Annotated in this window: 17 protein-coding genes; 8 read left to right on the top strand and 9 right to left on the bottom strand. The window is 32.2% G+C overall.

Translation table 11 applies throughout. The annotated features are described in order from the left end of the window. Nucleotides 1–146 precede the first annotated feature (146 nt). Nucleotides 147–2,255 carry a putative porin gene (locus tag GBO31_RS16490; RefSeq protein WP_219009460.1) on the bottom strand — a complete coding sequence of 703 codons (2,109 nt, stop codon included), beginning with the start codon at nucleotides 2,253–2,255 and terminating at the stop codon, nucleotides 147–149. A 139-nt stretch (nucleotides 2,256–2,394) separates the two neighbouring features. Between GBO31_RS16490 and GBO31_RS16485 the strand changes: the two genes are divergently transcribed. From GBO31_RS16485 to GBO31_RS16475, 3 genes are all read left to right on the top strand, one after another. After that, nucleotides 2,395–2,997, top strand: a complete 603-nt coding sequence (locus GBO31_RS16485) for a ribonuclease HII (protein WP_219009459.1) — start codon at nucleotides 2,395–2,397, stop codon at nucleotides 2,995–2,997. Nucleotides 2,998–3,086: 89 nt separating this feature from the next. Then, complete coding sequence (locus GBO31_RS16480; RefSeq protein WP_219009458.1) at nucleotides 3,087–5,555, top strand: ribonuclease HII; 2,469 nt, start codon at nucleotides 3,087–3,089, stop codon at nucleotides 5,553–5,555. Nucleotides 5,556–5,637: 82 nt separating this feature from the next. Further along, a complete protein-coding gene (locus GBO31_RS16475; protein ID WP_219009457.1) occupies nucleotides 5,638–6,147 on the top strand; it encodes a protease inhibitor I42 family protein in 510 nt (169 codons plus the stop codon). A 93-nt stretch (nucleotides 6,148–6,240) separates the two neighbouring features. Here GBO31_RS16475 and GBO31_RS16470 read toward each other — a convergent pair whose 3' ends face one another. The 4 genes from GBO31_RS16470 to GBO31_RS16455 form a co-directional block, all read right to left on the bottom strand. After that, entirely contained in the window at nucleotides 6,241–6,807 is a 567-nt protein-coding gene (locus tag GBO31_RS16470; protein WP_219009456.1) for an adenylate kinase family protein, read from the bottom strand. Between the two features lie 98 nt (nucleotides 6,808–6,905). Continuing rightward, nucleotides 6,906–7,607 (bottom strand): lipoyl(octanoyl) transferase LipB, encoded by a 702-nt coding sequence (lipB, locus tag GBO31_RS16465; RefSeq protein ID WP_219009455.1) that lies wholly within the window; start codon nucleotides 7,605–7,607, stop codon nucleotides 6,906–6,908. Nucleotides 7,608–7,644: 37 nt separating this feature from the next. Beyond that, complete coding sequence (locus tag GBO31_RS16460) at nucleotides 7,645–8,433, bottom strand: hypothetical protein (RefSeq protein ID WP_219009454.1); 789 nt, start codon at nucleotides 8,431–8,433, stop codon at nucleotides 7,645–7,647. 34 nt (nucleotides 8,434–8,467) lie between these two features. Next, entirely contained in the window at nucleotides 8,468–8,626 is a 159-nt protein-coding gene (locus tag GBO31_RS16455; RefSeq protein ID WP_081415682.1) for a YqaE/Pmp3 family membrane protein, read from the bottom strand. A 116-nt stretch (nucleotides 8,627–8,742) separates the two neighbouring features. On the opposite strand from GBO31_RS16455, the gene GBO31_RS16450 reads away from it, so the two are divergent. From GBO31_RS16450 to GBO31_RS16440, 3 genes are all read left to right on the top strand, one after another. Beyond that, nucleotides 8,743–9,801, top strand: a complete 1,059-nt coding sequence (locus tag GBO31_RS16450) for a LuxR C-terminal-related transcriptional regulator (RefSeq protein WP_219009453.1) — start codon at nucleotides 8,743–8,745, stop codon at nucleotides 9,799–9,801. A 138-nt stretch (nucleotides 9,802–9,939) separates the two neighbouring features. Further along, nucleotides 9,940–10,428 (top strand): DUF1573 domain-containing protein, encoded by a 489-nt coding sequence (locus GBO31_RS16445; RefSeq protein ID WP_246615902.1) that lies wholly within the window; start codon nucleotides 9,940–9,942, stop codon nucleotides 10,426–10,428. Nucleotides 10,429–10,525: 97 nt separating this feature from the next. Then, nucleotides 10,526–11,410 carry a thioredoxin domain-containing protein gene (locus tag GBO31_RS16440; protein ID WP_219009452.1) on the top strand — a complete coding sequence of 295 codons (885 nt, stop codon included), beginning with the start codon at nucleotides 10,526–10,528 and terminating at the stop codon, nucleotides 11,408–11,410. Nucleotides 11,411–11,560: 150 nt separating this feature from the next. Here GBO31_RS16440 and GBO31_RS16435 read toward each other — a convergent pair whose 3' ends face one another. After that, nucleotides 11,561–12,718 (bottom strand): TolB family protein, encoded by a 1,158-nt coding sequence (locus GBO31_RS16435; RefSeq protein WP_219009451.1) that lies wholly within the window; start codon nucleotides 12,716–12,718, stop codon nucleotides 11,561–11,563. Between the two features lie 480 nt (nucleotides 12,719–13,198). Here GBO31_RS16435 and lysS point away from each other — a divergent pair, with 480 nt between their 5' ends. After that, nucleotides 13,199–14,887, top strand: a complete 1,689-nt coding sequence (lysS, locus tag GBO31_RS16430; protein WP_219009450.1) for a lysine--tRNA ligase — start codon at nucleotides 13,199–13,201, stop codon at nucleotides 14,885–14,887. Nucleotides 14,888–14,946: 59 nt separating this feature from the next. Here the strand turns inward: lysS and GBO31_RS16425 are convergent, their stop codons facing one another. Continuing rightward, complete coding sequence (locus GBO31_RS16425) at nucleotides 14,947–15,405, bottom strand: hypothetical protein (protein ID WP_219009449.1); 459 nt, start codon at nucleotides 15,403–15,405, stop codon at nucleotides 14,947–14,949. A gap of 274 nt (nucleotides 15,406–15,679) precedes the next feature. On the opposite strand from GBO31_RS16425, the gene GBO31_RS16420 reads away from it, so the two are divergent. Then, nucleotides 15,680–16,291 (top strand): hypothetical protein, encoded by a 612-nt coding sequence (locus tag GBO31_RS16420; RefSeq protein WP_219009448.1) that lies wholly within the window; start codon nucleotides 15,680–15,682, stop codon nucleotides 16,289–16,291. A gap of 54 nt (nucleotides 16,292–16,345) precedes the next feature. Here GBO31_RS16420 and GBO31_RS16415 read toward each other — a convergent pair whose 3' ends face one another. Together GBO31_RS16415 and GBO31_RS16410 are read right to left on the bottom strand one after the other, a co-directional pair. After that, entirely contained in the window at nucleotides 16,346–18,076 is a 1,731-nt protein-coding gene (locus tag GBO31_RS16415; protein ID WP_219009447.1) for an alkaline phosphatase D family protein, read from the bottom strand. Nucleotides 18,077–18,221: 145 nt separating this feature from the next. Continuing rightward, entirely contained in the window at nucleotides 18,222–19,217 is a 996-nt protein-coding gene (locus GBO31_RS16410) for a PorP/SprF family type IX secretion system membrane protein (protein ID WP_219009446.1), read from the bottom strand. Nucleotides 19,218–19,235 lie beyond the last annotated feature (18 nt).

Below are 19,235 nucleotides of genomic sequence, written 5' to 3'. Positions count from 1 at the left end.
GAAAGATTACATTACGTTATGTTTATTATATCCATCATAACAGTATTATTCACAAAATGCATGTAAAAGCCTAGTATATTGAAGAATATTTTGATTTGATCTTGTAGTAAATAATCTAAGATTTTATTTCTAAAAACTTAAATACATTAGAGAAAGAAGTTCCATACTAAACCGAAACGAATCACAGCATCTCTTGGAGCATATCCAGGCGCAGAAAACTCATTATTCTGCTGAAAGGCTTCACCAAAGTTTTCCACTTTGAAATAAATCCTTGTCTGTCTTATTCTAGCGTTGAAAAAGATATCAAATTGGGGAAAACCACCAAAAGTCTGCGCAGTGTCTCCTGCAGCATCACTTTTATCTGTGTCATCAAAAAATCGAATCTCATTAGGACTTTGTACATAAAACTCTGAAAGTACTGGATCGTATCCATCTGCGTCATATTCAGAATAATATTTAAAAGTAACTCCTGTTTGCAAGTACAATGCTCTTTTAAACCAATAATCCTGATAGTACAAAGAATTTCTAGTTACAATATTAGGCACATTATAAACCTCAAAAGTTCTTTGTGTGCCTGCACCAGTAATATCATCTACCACATTTGTAGCATTACTCACATTTTGATAAACAATAGAGTTATCTAAACCTAACCAACCGAAGAAACTCAAGCTGTTACTCAGTTTAAGTTTTAGAAGATTCAAATTCCCATTGTATTGCTCAGGAATTGTAATAGAATCATTGTTTTTAGTGAAATAGGTATAATTATTAATTGTAGAATAACTTGCGTCTAAGTTTGCCCAATTTTTGATTTGGACGTTAGCATGAATTTTTTGTGTTTCTACATTCTTAAAATTGTTAGTTTCATTGGCATTATTGTAATTCTGCCAATTATAACTAACATAATCGCTTTGGTATAATAGAAAATTATAATTTGGAGCAGAAGAACTAGAACTTAGTCCTAGTCTCAATCCATAATCACCAAGTTGATATCCAGCAGAAGCATTCAGGTAATTGCCATCAAAATCCCCTGATAGGATTGACCTTGCATCAGCAGCTAGCTGAAAACCTTTATAGTTTTTCTGATAGGATCCTCCAACAGAAAACATATTCCCTTTAATTCTATTGGTAATATCTGTACCATCTTCTAAAGTAAGGATAGTATTATATCCGTAATTATAGTCAGAGAAACCTGCATTTACCGTTAAACTACCCAACCAATTATTGGTAACATTTACAAATAACTGATTACTAAAATCTTCTAAAGCTGCTTTATCCACTAAAGCACCAGAATCATACGATTCTCCAAAGAGATCACTCGGAGCAGCTTGATCAAACTGAAAAGATTTATCAGTAATATCTAAAATATGTCCAACATCAACACTTGTATTTGTACTATCTGTCTTTTTTATAAGAGCATATTTGTGATTCAGATAAAATCTTTTGCCCAATAAGATACTTTCTGCATTTTCAAAATTAACCTCTATGGATGCTCTATCGGCAAATTCATCAGCTTCATTTGCAAATTCTGTAGTATTATTTAGGTATTGATTTAAACCTCTTGCAGAAAGTCCTCCATTTTCTTCGTTTAACAGGTCTTGTGAAACAAAATGTGTTCTTATGCTATATCTATCATTCTTTGTTCTGTAATTTGCTGTAGCTCTAAAATTACCGGTACTAGTCAACGCATGCTGATACTTTCCTAATGATCTATTTCCTTTGTAAGCAATTGAAAGATTGAGTCTAGGAGAAGTATTTACGGTTAGAAATGCATCCAATTGTTGTCCTTGCTCAAAAGTAGTTTTAAAATACAACTCAGTTAGTGGAGTCGGAACATTATAGTACATAATATCTTCTGCTTCCATGAAGTTAAAATGCCTTGCTCTCGCTCCAAAAAGAGGTAGTAAATGATCTCTTTCTTCTACTTTAATTAAACTATTGTAGGTTTGACCAACATTATTGATTGGTTGCAAACCAAAATCATCTCTTCTTAAATAATTGAAGTTATAATCTCTTTGTATGGTTAAGGTAGTATCTACAAAAGTTGTATCGTTCTTGATACTTATAATCTTATAATCTGTAATAGGTGGTTTACTTTTTGCTTTATTAGCAGCGAAGGACTTCCTGTTTTTTGGGGCAACATCAGAGGATTGCAGTGTATTTGCTCCTTCTTTATCTAACTTTTTTCCATTTCCTTCTTGAGCAAATGCTGTGGATCCAATAAGAAGTATGATTATAAATACTAAATTCTTTTTCATCTATATCGTAAACTGTTGGCAAAAATATACTTTTTTAACGAAAGTCAATGGTAATGAATTGTTCGTTTTACTACTAAGTTTTTTTCCGGATTCTTAAAAATAGTTTTTTGATGTTCTGTTCTTACATTATCTTCGTAACATGCTCAAATTAAAATTAAAACCTGAACTCATTGAATGTGGTACAGACGAAGCTGGACGTGGCTGCCTTGCAGGACCTGTAACCGCCGCAGCAATTATTTTACCAGATGATTTCAGTAATTCCGTCTTAAACGATTCTAAACAGCTTAGCGAAGCCAAACGAAAACAGTTAAGACCACTATTAGAAGACTGTTCTATTACCTATGGTGTGACACATATTTATATGGAAGAGATTGATAAGATCAATATTTTAAATGCATCTATACTGGGAATGCAAAGATCTATTGCTCAATTAACACCTCAACCCGAACATATTTCTGTAGATGGAAATAAATTCAAACCGTATCATAATATACCTCATACATGCGTTATTAAAGGAGATGGTAAATATTTAAATATTGCTGCTGCATCTGTTCTGGCAAAAACGTATAGAGATGAATATATGGAGAAGATACATGAAGAATTTCCCATGTATAATTGGAAAAAAAATAAAGGATATCCGACCGCGGAGCATAGAGAAGCAATCCGAAAATATGGGGTTACAAAATACCACAGAAAAAGTTTTAGATTATTACCTGAACAACTATCACTAGAGTTCAAATAATTATCTTTGACACCAAAATACAATTAGTTAGGCTACACAGAAACAACCAAACTGTTATAAACCAAGAACAAAAAAAGGAAAACAAACACATGAAAAAAATAGTTGTAATTCTACTATCCACAATTGTTTTAGCTTGTAATACTACTACCGAAAAACCAAACACACTTATTGATTACATCMCTAAAGATGCGCAGGTAATTATAAAAATCAATGATCTAGAGCAAACAAAAAACATGCTGAGGGATAATGATTTTTTCAAAAAGAACAAAAATCTTGATTTGTTTACCTATTTTAAGAAGTTACCAATTTTAGACCAAATTAATGAATCCAAAGGTTTATTATGTTTTTCTCCTATTGGTAAAAATGATTTTGAATACACCTTTATTTCTAAGTACGATCCAACGATTATAAACAAGGACTCATTAGCTAACAAAACAATAGAAAACATTAGTTATTCCAATAAGACTATACACAAAGTCACTTCTGGAAATGATACCTTTTTTGCTACCAAACAAGATAGTTTACTAATTGCCTCATCTTCTCAAATACTTGTTGAAAATGCGATTCGACAACAAGAAAATAAAATTCCGGTTAGTGATGACCTTATAAAGGCTTATGATGTTTCTGACGCTAAAAATCCTGTCTCGGTTCTAGCCAATGGAAAACAATTAAAAGAAATTCATAATTCTTTACTACCAAACAAAGACTTGACCGCACTTTCAAATTTTAGTGGATGGATTTCTGTAGATACCAAACTGGATCAAAATGCATTGTACATTGATGGAATTGCTATAGAAAAGGATTCTCTATCTACTACTATTGGTATTTTTGACAACACTATTGCCCAAGAAAACCGCATTGCTAATATCACACCAACTACTGCTAGTGGTTTTGTTTCATATACATATGATGATTTTTACACCCTAAAAAAGAATCTAGCTTTAGCACAGGAACGAGAAATAGAAAATATTCCAGATGATTTAGATGAGCTCTTCTCTGGAATCTCTGAAATTGGAATGATCTTTTTAGAAAATGATCAAGTGCTAACTTTTACTTCGTTAGCACCAGAAAATACTTTAGAACAATTAGCGGGTAGTCCTTCTGGAACTTATAGAGATATAAACATATTCAGTTATGAAGAAAGCACCACATTTTCAGGCTTATTAAAACCTTTAATACCTGAATTCGATCCTAAATTTTATTTTGTATCCGAAAACCAATTTGTCTTTGGTTCATCTAAAAATGCACTACAAACGATTATTGCCAATATCCTTAATAAGACTGTATTACAAGAACAACCCTATTATTCAAATACACTGGAAAAACTTTCTGATGAGTCTTCAATATTATTAGTCGGAACTGTTAAGCACTTAAAAGAATATATTAGCTTGAATGCAGAAGAGTCGAAACAGAAACAATGGAATGAATCAAAAACTAAAGGATATCAAATTGGTGCGTTACAACTGATCAAAGAAAATAATTTCGCACATATTCATGGTGTTTTACAGAAAAACATTTCTAAAGGATCCGCTACTTCGGTAACGCAATCCACATCAACTACTTTAGAAAATAAAATTCTGAACACGCCAATTTTAGTTAAAAATCATCGAACTAAAGGAATGGATATTGCTGTTCAGGATGTGGACAACAACCTATATTTAATTTCTGACAAAGGAAGTATTTTCTGGAAAAAGCAGATTAACGGAGCTATAATGGGTGACATTCAACAAATTGATATTTATAAAAATGGAAGGTATCAATTATTGTTTAACACAGAAACAACCTTGTATTTAGTTGATAGAGACGGTAAAGATGTAACCTCACACCCTAAAAAGTTTGAAGAAGCCATTACACAACCTATTTCTTTATTTGATTACGATAAAAACAAACGTTATCGCATTGTAGTTACGCAAGGAAACAAAGTTAGTATGCTGGATGCAGAAGGAAAAGTAGTAACTGGCTTTGGGTTTAAAGGAACTGAAAGTAATTTGATATTACCACCAAAACATATTAGAATAGGCAGCAAGGATTATATTATAATTTCTGAAGAAAATGGAAAAATCAATATTTTAGATCGTTTAGGAAGAACTCGTGTGGATGTAAAGCAAAACATCGATTTTTCTCAAAATCAGTGGCAGCAGTATCAAAATAAATTTACATCCACCACTAAAGATGGAAAATTAATTCAGATTCAATCAGATGGCTCAGTTACTATTATTGATAAAGAGCTGAATGCTGATTGCTCATTAGTATCTACCAATAAAACTTTGGTTACTTTTTCAGAGAATAAATTATCTATTAAAGAGAATACGTTAGAGCTTGATTATGGAGTTTATACAAAACCACAAATATTTTACATTAATAATAAGATTTATGTAGCCATAACGGATGTTCAGTCTAAAAAAGTGTATTTATATGATAGCAATGCTGAACTATTCCCTAATTTCCCAGTATATGGGAACTCTATTATTAGTCTAGGAAATATGGATAAAGATCAAAATCTGGAATTTGCTGTACAAGGTGAAGAAAATAGCATTCTAATTTATCAAATCAATTAAACAACTAGTTTTTTCGCCGTTTTCATGTTTACTTTTTAATTATAGGTTACACTAAAATGTGAAACCAAGTAATTAAAATATCATGAAAACTCTGAAAACTCTGAAAATTTTATCGGTATTATCGCTCTCCTTGTTGTTGTGCGGTTGTCCGGACGACTCCATTGAGAATGAAAAAATAGATCCTGAAGCAACGAGTATTACATTCTCTATTGTAAAAGATGACGATTTTACTGGGACTGCTACGATCACAGGAACGATCACTAATATTGGAGATGCCTCTTTTAGCTCATCTTCTGGACAACAAGCGTTACGTTTATACCAAAGAAATCTTGGAGCGCCAGCACCTGGAGAATTAGTTGGCACAGTAGGTTTCAGAATCCTCTCTCCTGGCGAAACTATAACTATTAGTTATTCCAGGCCTTGGAATTCATCATCCCCTGCAGAAGGTGAATTTCCACCAGATTATAGTATTGTTATAGATTATGATCCTGATATTTTTATAGATGGTAATGATGCTAATAACGATGAAGATTTAACAAATAATAGCCTAACGGTTAGCGGATCAGAAATCAACGACCTTTTCGATAATTAAAAAACAACCTCAACCTATTTGATTTGTTTAGTTTTTAGTCATTAAAAACCAAGGTATAGTACTATGTCTTGGTTTTTAAAATATCATTTCCTTTTACTTTAATTCACTTTTAATGGATTCATAGATATCGTCGATAGACTTGTTTCCGTCAATTTCAATAGTTTCAATTCCAGAATCTCTCATAAAATTTATTGCTGGAACCGTTGAATTACCAAATTCATTAATTCGGGTTATTACAATTTCACTATCTCTATCATCATTTCTATTTTCGTCTTCGGCTCTTTTTATTGCTCTTTTTAAAAGTTCTTCTTTTGGTACTTTTAAAAATATAACCTTATCAATTTTACCTCCATCACCTTCAATTACATTCATCAGATGTTTAGCTTGATCAATATTTCTTGGGTATCCATCGAATAATATCCCCTTATTAGATTTGTTATTGTGATAGAATTTTTCAACAATTTCTGCCACTAAATCATCAGGTGCTAATAACCCTTTACTACTATATTCAGAAGCTTTTATTCCTAATTCTGTTTTTTGAGATTTTTCTGCTCGAAGTACATCTCCTGTAGAGAGGTGAGTTAGTCCAAAATCTTTAATAATTCTTTTACTTTGGGTTCCTTTACCAGCAAGAGGAGGACCAAAAATAATAATGTACATCTTTTTATTCTACTTTTTTATAATGAAAACCATTATATTCATTTTACCTATCAAATGGAACGACACATAACTTATTAAGAAGTATCAACCTTAATTAATTACCTTAGATAGTCAGCCTCAAATAAGGCTTTAAAATGCTTTAATAATTTTTCTTTTACTTCTAAAACATCCACTTTTTCAACTCCTAATTCAACATGTAAAGAAGTTACCGCTTTGTCATTAATACCACAAGGAATAATATTATCAAAGTATCCTAAATCGGAATTGACATTAAGAGCAAACCCATGCATGGTTACCCATCTGCTTGCTCTAACGCCCATGGCGCAAATTTTACGTGCAAATGGAGTCCCTACATCTAGCCAAACTCCAGTTTCTCCATCACTACGTACTCCTTTGATTCCATATTCATCTAAAGTAAGAATCACCATTTCTTCCAAAAATCGAAGATATTTGTGGATATCGGTAAAAAAATTATCCAAATCCAAAATTGGGTAGCCTACGATTTGTCCTGGTCCATGATAAGTAATATCGCCACCGCGATTTATCTTATAAAAAGTAGCTCCTTTTTGTTGTAGTTGTTCTTCGTTTAACAACAAATTACTAATATCCCCACTCTTACCTAACGTATATACATGTGGATGCTCTACAAAAAGAAAGTAGTTGTTCGTTTCTAGATTAGCTTCTTCTCTTCGGTTCTTTATTTTAGTATCTAGAATACCTTTAAAAAGTTTTTCTTGATAATCCCAGGTTTCTTTAAAATCTTTTAAACCYAGTTCTTGTATTTCTATCTTCTTATTCATTCTATTCATCTACAACAGTCTCCTACAAGAAGGCTTTCTATTTTTCTAATTCTACTTCAACATCAAGTATCTTAGGATTTTCCATATAGTCAATAAAACCAACTTCTAATGTAAAACTTTTCCCATCTTGGCTAAACAGTGCTTCTTTAGAAGATATCTTCTTTATTTTTCTCGGGAAATGATACTTGATTTTATATTTAGAACTAGCTAAAAACATTTTCATCTGTTCTAAACTATCTAACCCTTGTTTCAATTGTTTTTCATCAAGAATTTCAGTTACCCTCTTGAATTTATTATCCTTAAAAGTATAAGAAACTCTAGTCGGATCGTCTCCTTCTGTACTGGATAATGGATCTTTTGGTGCTCCAACAGCACTATTTGCATTTTTACTACCTAATGAAGAGGCTGTTTTAAAATCATTAAAAATATTCCCTAAATCAGATACATTTTTAAATTCAGAATACAAATCAAATTTCATTTCCATTGTTTTCGGATCCATAAACATATGCATTCTGAAATCTTCTAATTTTTTCAAACGATCCTGTTCTGCTTGCGGTAATTGAGCAATACTATCCTTTTTTTCTTCAAGGAAATCCTTAAAAACCATCAAAGTATCTATGACCTTCTCTTCTTTACCTTCTTTTCCTTCTTCTCCTAAACCTTCTCCTAGCTTATCTCCAGCCATTTTTAGTAACTCAGAACCATCAAAGTTGAATGATATTTTTCCACTTCCATCTTCGTTGATATGTAAATCTTCAGAAAACTGGCATCCAACTAAAAGAATTGCCATTAAAAATACTTGTACCAATAGGGATACCTTTTTCATATAGTCATTTTTCAATTTGGTGAATGGCAACTAACTATTTATTAGGATTATTTATAATCACCAGTGCTGCAATTACACCAGGAACCCATCCACACAAGGTTAATAAAAGTACGATTATAATTGATCCACAACCTTTGTCTAAAACAGCAAGTGGTGGAAAAAAAATCGATAATAAAACTCTCCAAATACTCATAAGCAAAAATAGATTAAATAATATAATTATAGGTAGTCTTATCTCTTATTATGTTACACCACAATCTTAAAATTATTTTTATCTTCGACTAGTTTCTAATACACTGAATATTTTCTATGAAATGGATACGTGGTATTTTATGGATCTTCCTGATAACTTTCTTTCCTGAAGTTTATGGTCAATATGAATTTTCTGGATATGTTGATCATGAAAACACGGAGAGCAATATATACTTATCGCTTATAGAAGATTATAGAAAAATGTCTGGTATTTATCCAGAACAGATCATTCAAAAAGTTCGTCCGGACTCTACAGGGTATTTTGTTTTTACAGAAAATAATTTACCCATACAAAATCGGATGTACCGTATTCATACGGATAATTGTTCTGATGAAGACGCTACAGTTCATTTTAATGGGATTTGCTTGAATAGTCAGGAAATTCTATTCATTGCTAAAAATGATGATCATATTTCCTTACCGTTTACAAAAGAACAAGAAGCATTCTGTGAAATCATTTCTACAAACGAACGAAGTAACACTTTTCTAAAAGTAGACTCTATTATTGAAAACATGAGATATGCATTTAGTTCATACAGAAGTGAGGCCAATCGAAAAGTAAATTCCATCAAGTGGTTCAAAACCCTTCAGGAATTTGGAAAAAACCAGCAAGAACCTCTTACAGAATTATACATTTACGCCTTCCTATCTAATAAGTCCAATAATTTATATGCTTATTATCTTCAGGACTTAAAACAAAATGAGTATTATGACAATTTATTAGAAAGATTACAAAAACAATATCCTAATAGTCCATATACCAACCAATATTCAACTGAATTAGCTGCGGATAAATTTTCTGTAGCTATCAAAAAAGAAACTACATCTTATTGGACATGGATCATAGCACTGCTATTAGTTTTATCAGGAACAGTAAACATTCTACTGTTTATGAAATTAAAGAAACAGCAAAAACCCAGTACTTCTTTCGAGAAAAGACTTACACAACAGGAGAAAAAAATTTTAGACCTTATCCTGCAGGAGAAAACCAATAAAGAGATTGCATCTTTATTATTTTTGAGTGTAAGCACCATTAAAACCCATATCAATAATCTCTACAAAAAAATTGAAGTTGATAGTCGGGAAGAAGTAAAAGCTTTATATAAAAAAAGGTGATTTAACTACCAATTCTAAAATTCCAACGGGGGTCTAGTCCCCATTTCCACCCTAATTTCATAGGATTTTAGCGCATATGTCTAGAGTTTTGATTCGAAATCATAATTCAAATAATAATCCATTAAAATTATTTAAGACATGAAAATTAAAATTACCACCTTAATAACCTTATCGCTGCTTTGCATTACGATAACTTCTTGTTCTACTTCATCCAAAAATAATGTTGACAATACAATAGCGATGAAAGCGGAAGTAAATACAACAACAAGCAAAGCTGTTCCTATGATGAGTTTTACAGAAACTGAGTTTGATTTCGGAACCGTTAATGAAGGAGATATACTAACACACAATTTCACCTTTACGAATACTGGAAATGCACCATTAGTAATTGTAAACGCAAAAGGAAGTTGCGGCTGTACTGTTTCTAACTGGTCTAAAGAACCGATTGCTCCAGGAGCAACAAGTGAAATGCTCGTAAGCTTCAATACTAATGGAAAACCGAATCTACAAAACAAGCAAGTCACAATTACTACAAATACCGATAAAGGGAAACATATTTTAAAGGTAAAAGCTATGGTAACGCCAAAGATCAAAAATTCTGTTAGCGGAATTCCTTTAAGCAAATAATCTAAACACCTAGGTTTTATAAAATTTCAAATAAACCATTATAGAACCTAGGCATTTTTTGGTATCACTTTCAACCATACCTAACATCATCAATCTTATGAAAACAACTATACAGTTATTATTTATAGTATTACTCGGATCTTCTTGCTATTCGCAAACATTTAATCAAGAAACAGTAAACGAAAAAGGCGTACAAAATCTTACTGGAAAGATCAATTTCGAAAGATTAAACAGTTCGCCTTATAACACCTGGTTTTCGGCCAATTATGAATCTTACACTCCAAATGAAAAGGTATTGCAAACCGTAAAAAAGAATTTACATGAATACACTATAAAGATCTTTATGGGAACGTGGTGTGGAGATAGTAAAAGAGAAGTGCCACGATTTTACAAGATCTTAAATACTGTAGATTTCCCATTAGATCGATTGACTTGTGTTGCAGTACAATCAGATCGTGAGCACTATAAACAAAGTATTGGAGGCGAACATGAAGGGCTAAATATCCATAGAGTACCGACTTTTATTTTTTACAAAGACGGAAAAGAAATAAATAGAATCGTAGAAGAACCTAAAAACACTTTGGAAGAAGATATTAAAGCAATTATATCGGATAAGTATACTCCAAACTATTCGAGTGTCAGTAAAATACACGCTCTGCTATCTACTGAAGGATCGGATGCCTTATCTAAAAACCAAAAAAAACTGATTCGTGAACTTAGTAAAATCACCGAAAGTATGTATGAATTAAACACTTTTGCTAATGTTCTATTTTTTGATGGAAAACAAAAAGAAGCTATCTCAGTGCTAAAACTTAATACCCTATTATTTCCAAAAGAAGCAAACACTTATGTTAGTCTTGCAAACAAATTCTTAATAATGAACAATATTACGGAAGCTATCGATTATTACGAACGTTCTATAGCCTTAAAAAAGAATACAGAAATAAGTAATAAAATTATGGAATTAAAGAAATCTCTTTAGCAGCTTCTCCTTTAAAAATGAATTTATAAATATAAAAGTCAAAGCGAATAAGTTTCGCTTTGACTTTCTTTTTACTAACTGTACTTTTTTCTAATTACTATTTTCTAGCCAAAAAATAACTAATTTATAATCAATAACTAAGCGTTTCATTTAGAATGATGAAATTTCTTCGGAAATAGGTTTTAATTCCATGTGTCTTTTGATTTTACTCTTTATTTCTGGCACATACTGTTTGTATTGTTCCAAAGAAATCATCTGTCTAAAACCATAGATATCGTCTCCTCCTTTTCCGCCATCTCTATTACTAGCAAAATATCCCATTTTATTTTTTTCATCAATGATAAAAGTAAAATCATCTTTTGCACTATTGATAGGTTTTCCCATATTATATACCTTCCAACCTGAATTTTTATTTGGCAATACCATAAAAATATCCAATCCACCATATCCTAAATGCCCATCACTTGCAAAGAACAGCTTTCCTTTATCACTTATATACGGAAAAGTTTCACGACCTTCAGAATTTATTAGACTGCCTAAATTTTCCGGATCTCCATAACTTCCATCTTCATGTATTTCAACTACATAAATATCAGATTGTCCATAGCTTCCTGGCATATCACTTGCAAAATACAAGAACTTCCCATCTGGAGATAATGCTGGATGCGCAGTGGAGTATTCATCACTATTAAATGGTAATTCCTCTACATTTTTCCATTTCCCATTCTCATTTGTTGCCTTATATATTTTTAGCAATACACAGCCTTTTACATTACTCTTAATTTTCCTCTTAGAATAATTATTTCTGGTAAAGTAAACCGTTTTCCCATCAGGGCTAAACACAGCAGAAGATTCATGAAATTTAGTATTTATAGCACCTTTTAATCGAGTTATTCCTTTATCCGGAATATTCTTATTGGTTCGATATAAATCTAAAAAAGGTTCATTGGTATGTTCCTGAATAATTCTAGATACCGATTTTGTGTTTCTAGAAGAAGCAAATACGACTTCTCCTATGTAAAAACTTGGTGCATAATCTGAGTTTACAGAATTAAATGGCAAGGTTTTTACTTCAAAATTAGAGGAAGGAACCTTCGRACTACGAATACTTAACGAAAAATCATCATTCGAAAATGATTCCTGATCTTCTTTACTAACTAAAGAAGAATTACTACTTAGATTGGCTGTTTCTACAAAAGTATCACCTCCATATTTGTAAATTATAGATGTTAATCGCTTTTGTTGAGAAAATGTTGAATTCATTAAACAGAAAAAAACCAGCCCCAAAAGGTTTTTTTGCAATGTCATTAAATTACTTTTTTGTTGGTTATGTACAACCTTATACCCTAATTATTATAAAATAAGTGGTACCTTAAAAAATCTTAGCTCATCTAAGAATAATAAAGGAATGATTCGTTTTTATAAGAATATGGTGCTGCTATCCCCATAGCATTAAGTTGCACACACTATGTGTTACTCACAGCAATGTACTGATACTTAACAAAATAAACTATTAAAAAAAGAAGAAAAATGAAATTACACCTATAATTTAACAGGTGTAGGAAATTACTTTTTACAATAATTTATGAGACTCGCAAGGGGTAAAATACCTGTTTTTTAGATCCAGGATTACCAAAATGAAAGAAATTTTTCTCTTTTCTATTATAACCAACATACAAACAAAATTGCACTTTCTTTTCCTAAGAATACTGAGTACCATAATCCTCAAAAATCAATTGAAAGATTATATCATACTTTGTATCTTTGCAGGCTTAAAACGGCAGCATTATGCAATTATCAGAACAAGAACTTGTAAGAAGAGAAAAATTAAAATCTCTACGTGATTTAGGTATCAATCCATATCCTGCAGCATTATTTCCTGTGGATCATACTTCAGAAGATATAAAACAGAAGTTTGAAGAAGGGAAAAAAGTTATCGTTGCTGGAAGATTAATGTCTAGACGTATACAAGGGAAAGCTTCTTTTGCAGAGCTCCAAGATTCTAATGGTAGAATTCAGGTGTATTTCAATAGAGATGAAATATGTACTGGAGAAGATAAAACCAAGTATAATGATATCTATAAAAGATTATTAGATATCGGAGACTTTATAGGTATCGAAGGAGAGTTATTCACCACACAGGTTGGTGAAAAAACCGTGATGGTTAAAGATTTCAAATTATTAAGCAAAACTTTAAAGCCATTACCTCAGCCTAGAACTGATGCTGATGGAAAAGTATATGATGCTTTTACAGATCCTGAATTAAGATATCGCCAGCGTTATGTAGATCTAGTAGTAAACCCTCATGTTAAAGACGTTTTTATAAAAAGAACAAAACTCTTTAGTGCTATGCGAGAGTTTTTTAATTCTAAAGGATATTTTGAAGTAGAAACTCCAATATTACAGCCAATTCCTGGTGGTGCTTCTGCACGTCCTTTTATAACACATCATAATTCTTTAGATATTCCTTTATATATGCGTATTGCTAATGAGCTATATCTAAAGCGACTAATTGTTGGTGGTTTTGAAGGTGTATACGAGTTTTCTAAAAACTTTAGAAATGAAGGAATGGATCGTACGCATAATCCTGAGTTTACGGCTATGGAAATTTATGTAGCTTATAAAGACTACAATTGGATGATGGAGTTTACTGAAAATTTAGTAGAGCATTGTGCAATCGCAGTGAACGGTACTACAGATGCTACTTTTGGAGAACACAAAATAAACTTCAAAACTCCGTATGCTCGAGTTACGATGACTGATTCTATCAAACATTTTACAGGATTTGATATTACAGGAAAAACTGAGGAAGAAATTCGAGAAGCTGCTAAAGGTATGGGTATCGAGGTAGATGATACGATGGGTAAAGGGAAATTGATTGATGAGATTTTTGGTGAAAAATGTGAAGGAAACTATATCCAACCAACATTTATTACAGATTATCCAAAAGAAATGAGTCCACTATGTAAAGAGCATAGAGATAATCCTGATCTTACAGAACGTTTTGAACTAATGGTTTGTGGTAAAGAAATTGCGAATGCGTATTCTGAGCTTAATGATCCTATTGATCAACGTGAACGTTTTGAAGCGCAACTAAAACTTAGTGAAAAAGGAGATGATGAAGCTATGTTTATCGATAACGACTTTATCAGAGCTTTAGAATATGGAATGCCTCCAACTTCTGGAATGGGAATAGGAATGGACAGATTGATTATGTATTTAACAAACAATCAATCCATACAAGAAGTACTATTCTTCCCGCAAATGAAACCAGAAAAAAAGGCTATTCCTCTGACCGATGAAGAAAAGGCAGTATTAGCCATTTTAAAAGATACTTCTCCTATTGATTTGAGCGAATTAAAATCAAAATCAGGATTAAGTAATAAAAAATGGGATAAAACCATTAAGGGATTAACGAAAAACAAGTTAGCTAGTGTAGACAAAACCGAAGAAGGATTAGTTGTCGAGCTACTATAGATAATCCTTTCTAGAATAAAGTAAAATATAGCTTTGGTGTTCTCGTATCAAAGCTATTTTTATTTTTTAGTAGATACTAAAACATCTGCTTCCCAAACACCTTCTTCTGTAAGCTTACCTTCGTTATCAAATAATTTCCCTTTACCATTTCTGGAATTATTTTTCCATTTTCCACTATACTTGGTACCATCTGCCCAATACATGGTTCCTTTACCATGTCGCATATTATTTTTGAAAGATCCTTCATACCGATCGCCGTTTGGCCAGGTATATGTTCCTCTTCCATAAATTTTATCATTTCTAAAACTCCCAGAATAGGTAGCTTCATCAAACCAAGTGATATTACCCTTCACCAAATATCCTTGAAGAATTTCTACATCATAATATGCGCCTGCACTAATAAATTTGTGCCAACCATCTGGCAACTTACTGTTTGCAACTGGATAATTTAATTCTTGTGCTTTACCAGCAAATACGACTGTAAGGAATAATCCTATTACTATTAATTTTCTTCCCATTTGTATTTTCTTTTTAAAATGGGTCGATAGATATAGGACTCTACTTACAATAATGAGCCTATTTTTTTTATGGTTTAACCCTACTAAAAAGAAAAACTATCTAAAAACAAAACTGGAGATAGCTTGATTATAGAAGTTATTGAATAAACTCTAACTGATTGTAATTTTATACCTACCATTTGTCAATCATATTTGTATAAAACTCTAAATAGCACTACTTTCCTTATTAAATTTAAAACCCAACTATTTTAAATTCTTTATATCAATTTGAATTATGAAAAAAATAGTAATAGTATTACTTCTTTTTTCCATTACAACTGTAACTTCACAAAAAGGAAACGTTAAAGTATATTTTAAAAATGGAGAAGTAGCGATAGGAAAAGGAAAGTTAAAAGGAGATAAATACATCAATTTTAAAGAAAAGTCTTCAAAAAAAAGTAAGAAATTAAATTTTGAAGAATTAAATAAGGTAGAAATGACATTAAAAGATAGTGTTGTTATGACCTTCAAGCTTCATCCTATAATTAAGAAAAATAAAACCAGAAAAAAACCTGTTGTTATAGGGAAACTGGTTTCTGGAAAAGTGAATTTATACATAAAAGGAGACATTAATGCAGTAAGAAATTCTGAAGTATATCATAATGGACAGGATTTTACTTATACTGGTGTTAGGGCAACGGGACTCATACATTATTTTATGAAAAAAGAAGGAGAAATAGATGCTATTCATTTAAACTCCAATCAATATACCCTCAAATATCTATTAAAATTTACCGGTAAAACTTTTGATGCATGTCCGGATTTATTTTCCAAATTATACAAAAATCTAACATATGAAGATACGTTAGAGGATTTCATCAAGCAGTATAATTCTCAATGTAAATAGAAAAAAACGCAACCTATTTATTTAGGTCGCGTTTTAAATTCTAATAAGTAAAAACTAGTTATACGAAACTGTCTCCCCAACAGTAACCGTATAATTTTCCTGGGCAATGGTATTTATAAAATTCCATTCCGCTTGGCTACTACCTGCGGTAAAGGTCACTTTTAAGAAACCTCTTTGCGTAGCATCCATATATTGTAAATCATCGATTAATATTTGTAAAGCTTGTTGAAAACCAACCGCTTGATTTGCATCTACTCCCAAAAACCCTTCAAATCCAGGAGAAGTAACTGAAGATGTAGCAAACTCTACTCCTATTTCTTTTCCAGTTGCATCTTTTAATTCACTATACCAAGCATTATGAGTATCTCCTGCTAAACAAACCGTTTTCTTATCTCCTAATATTGCAAAAAGTTGTTCTCTTTCCATAAAATATCCATCCCAAGCATCCAAGTTATAGGGAACAACTGTTTGAACTCTTGCAATTTCTGCTGCAGTAAGCGTAGTATCTCCCGCTAATAATCTGGATTTAATAGCAATTAACTCACTTAGAGAAGTCTGAAACGCTGCAGCAGTTTCTGGTGTAGCGCTTCCTAAAGCTCCTATTTCTGCTACAAGAGTACCAATAAGTATTAGCAATTCTGCTGGCATAAACATTTTCCCCATTAACACCTGCTGGCCTAATACTTGCCAACTAGCACTACTTGCTGAAACAGCTCCTGACAACCAACTTAATTGTTCAGCACCTAATAAAGCTCTACTTGGATCTTGCAATGCTGTCTGAAACGCCACTGCATCAAGTCCAGTAGTGGGATCAAAGAAATCATTATACGACAATTGCTTATCTCTTCCAATAATTCGAGTATCCAGCATATGCAAACTCAAAATGCTCCCAAAATCAAACGTTCTATAGATTTTTGCTGGATCAGTAGATCTAAGTGGTAAAAACTCACTGTACACCTGAATAGCTATTTGTTTTCTAGTCTCATAGGACCCTTCGGAATCCTGATGGTTTTCTGCTCCATCCATGTAGGCATCATTTGTGATTTCATGATCATCCCAGACACAAATAAAAGGCTTTTTTTGATGAGCTAATTGTAGTTGTGCGTCACTTCTATATTGCTTGTACCGAGCTCTATAATCATTTAGAGATACAATTTCATTTGCAGGACTATGAACTCTATCTAGAGCTACTGTATTTTCATTAGTTCCATATTCTCCTTCTCCATATTCATAGATATAATCACCTAAATGCACAATAACATCCACATCAGAGTTAGCCATAGCACCGTATACATTAAACAAACCGGCAGCAAAATTAGCACAAGAGCAAGCTGCTAACTTTATATCACTTACCGCATCCCCTACTTTGGGCAATGTTATTGTTTCTCCAATTACCGAAGATGTTTGCGTTTCTAAATCAAAAAAACGGTAATAGAATTTACTATTTGAAGGCAACTCCTGAACATCAATAGCAATAGTATAATCTCGATCTTCTCCCGTAATAAACTCTCCATTACGCAGCACATTTTCAAAATTCTGATCTGTGGCTACTTGCCAATTAATAGTCACATTTGCTACTCCAGAATCTGGTGTAAATCGTGTCCATATGATAACTTTAGAATCTGTAGGATCGAAGCTGGCTACTCCTTCAAAAAAGTTGTCTGTACTAAGATCTGGAATACTAATATCCATATCGTCGTCATTGTTACAACTTATATACATAGGAGCGATCATAAAACCTCCTGCAGCTAACAAAGATTTTTCAAAAAAGTTTCTTCTATTCATTGTGTCTATTTTCTTTCAAAAATATTTTACCACAATAAACCTGATGTTATCCCTTCTTTAAAAAAAGATCAAAACAATTAGACATTACTAGAAGAATAGTAATCTTAAGATAACATGAAATTGAAACCTTATAGAAACCAATATTTTACTCTACCCAAGGACAGTAACAGGCATATTTCTTTTCTCTACATGAAAAGTCAATTCCTAATGTAATTTGATGAAAACCTCCATTATTAAAAGTAACTGGATTAGACTGATAAGAGTATGTGTATGCAAACATATACTTTCCAAAATTCACACCGATAAAAGGAGTTACGAAATTTAGCGTTTGACTTCTTATTTCATTCCCTTCCACAAAATCTATAGAATCAAAACTTCTTCTATAAGACAATCCTCCCCAAAGTTTTCCAAAATTGAGATCACTATACACTTTCATGTTGAAATCTATAGTCGATTGGGAAACTCCCTCTCTATGCGAAAACAAAATTGAAGGTTCATACGAGAATGTTTTTCCAGGGCGATCAATTACATATCCGACAGATACCAAATAATTCCTCAAGTTATTGGTTATCTGCAAATCGTTATTCACTCCTGAATTTTTCAAAAGATTTTTGACCGTTACGTGGGTATAAAAATTATATAGATTATAGGAAAATCCAGCATCTATATTAAATTCACTTTCGCTAATAGATCCAGGTCCTACCAAGGGGTCAGTAGGATCAAATCTTGTTTGATCTAATCTATATTGTATAATACCTGCACTTAATCCAAAAGATAATTGATTAAGATCTACTTCACTTCTAGAAAACATCAAATGATGGGCATATGTTACATACCCACCTGTTTGAGAAGAAAATCCGTTTTTATCGTTATATACAATCGCTCCGATACCCGATTGAGATTCTCCAATTCTACCATTATAAGCTGCCGTGTACAATCCTGGACTATCTTCTTCTCCTAGCCAATTTCTACGTCCTGTTAATCGAACCTGCGAACAATTTGCTGCTCCTGCCATAGATGGATGTATCAGATAATAATTATCTGTAAGATAATCTGAATATATGGATAACCCTTCCTGAGCTATTCCAAACTTCATAAACAATAAAAGTACGGTTACTAAATATATCTTTGTAAGTTTCATTTTTTTATTTTGAAATAG

The sequence above is a fragment of the Aquimarina litoralis genome, assembly GCF_019295435.1.
GTDB lineage: Bacteria > Bacteroidota > Bacteroidia > Flavobacteriales > Flavobacteriaceae > Aquimarina > Aquimarina litoralis_A.
This window is presented reverse-complemented; position numbering and strand designations above follow the sequence as displayed.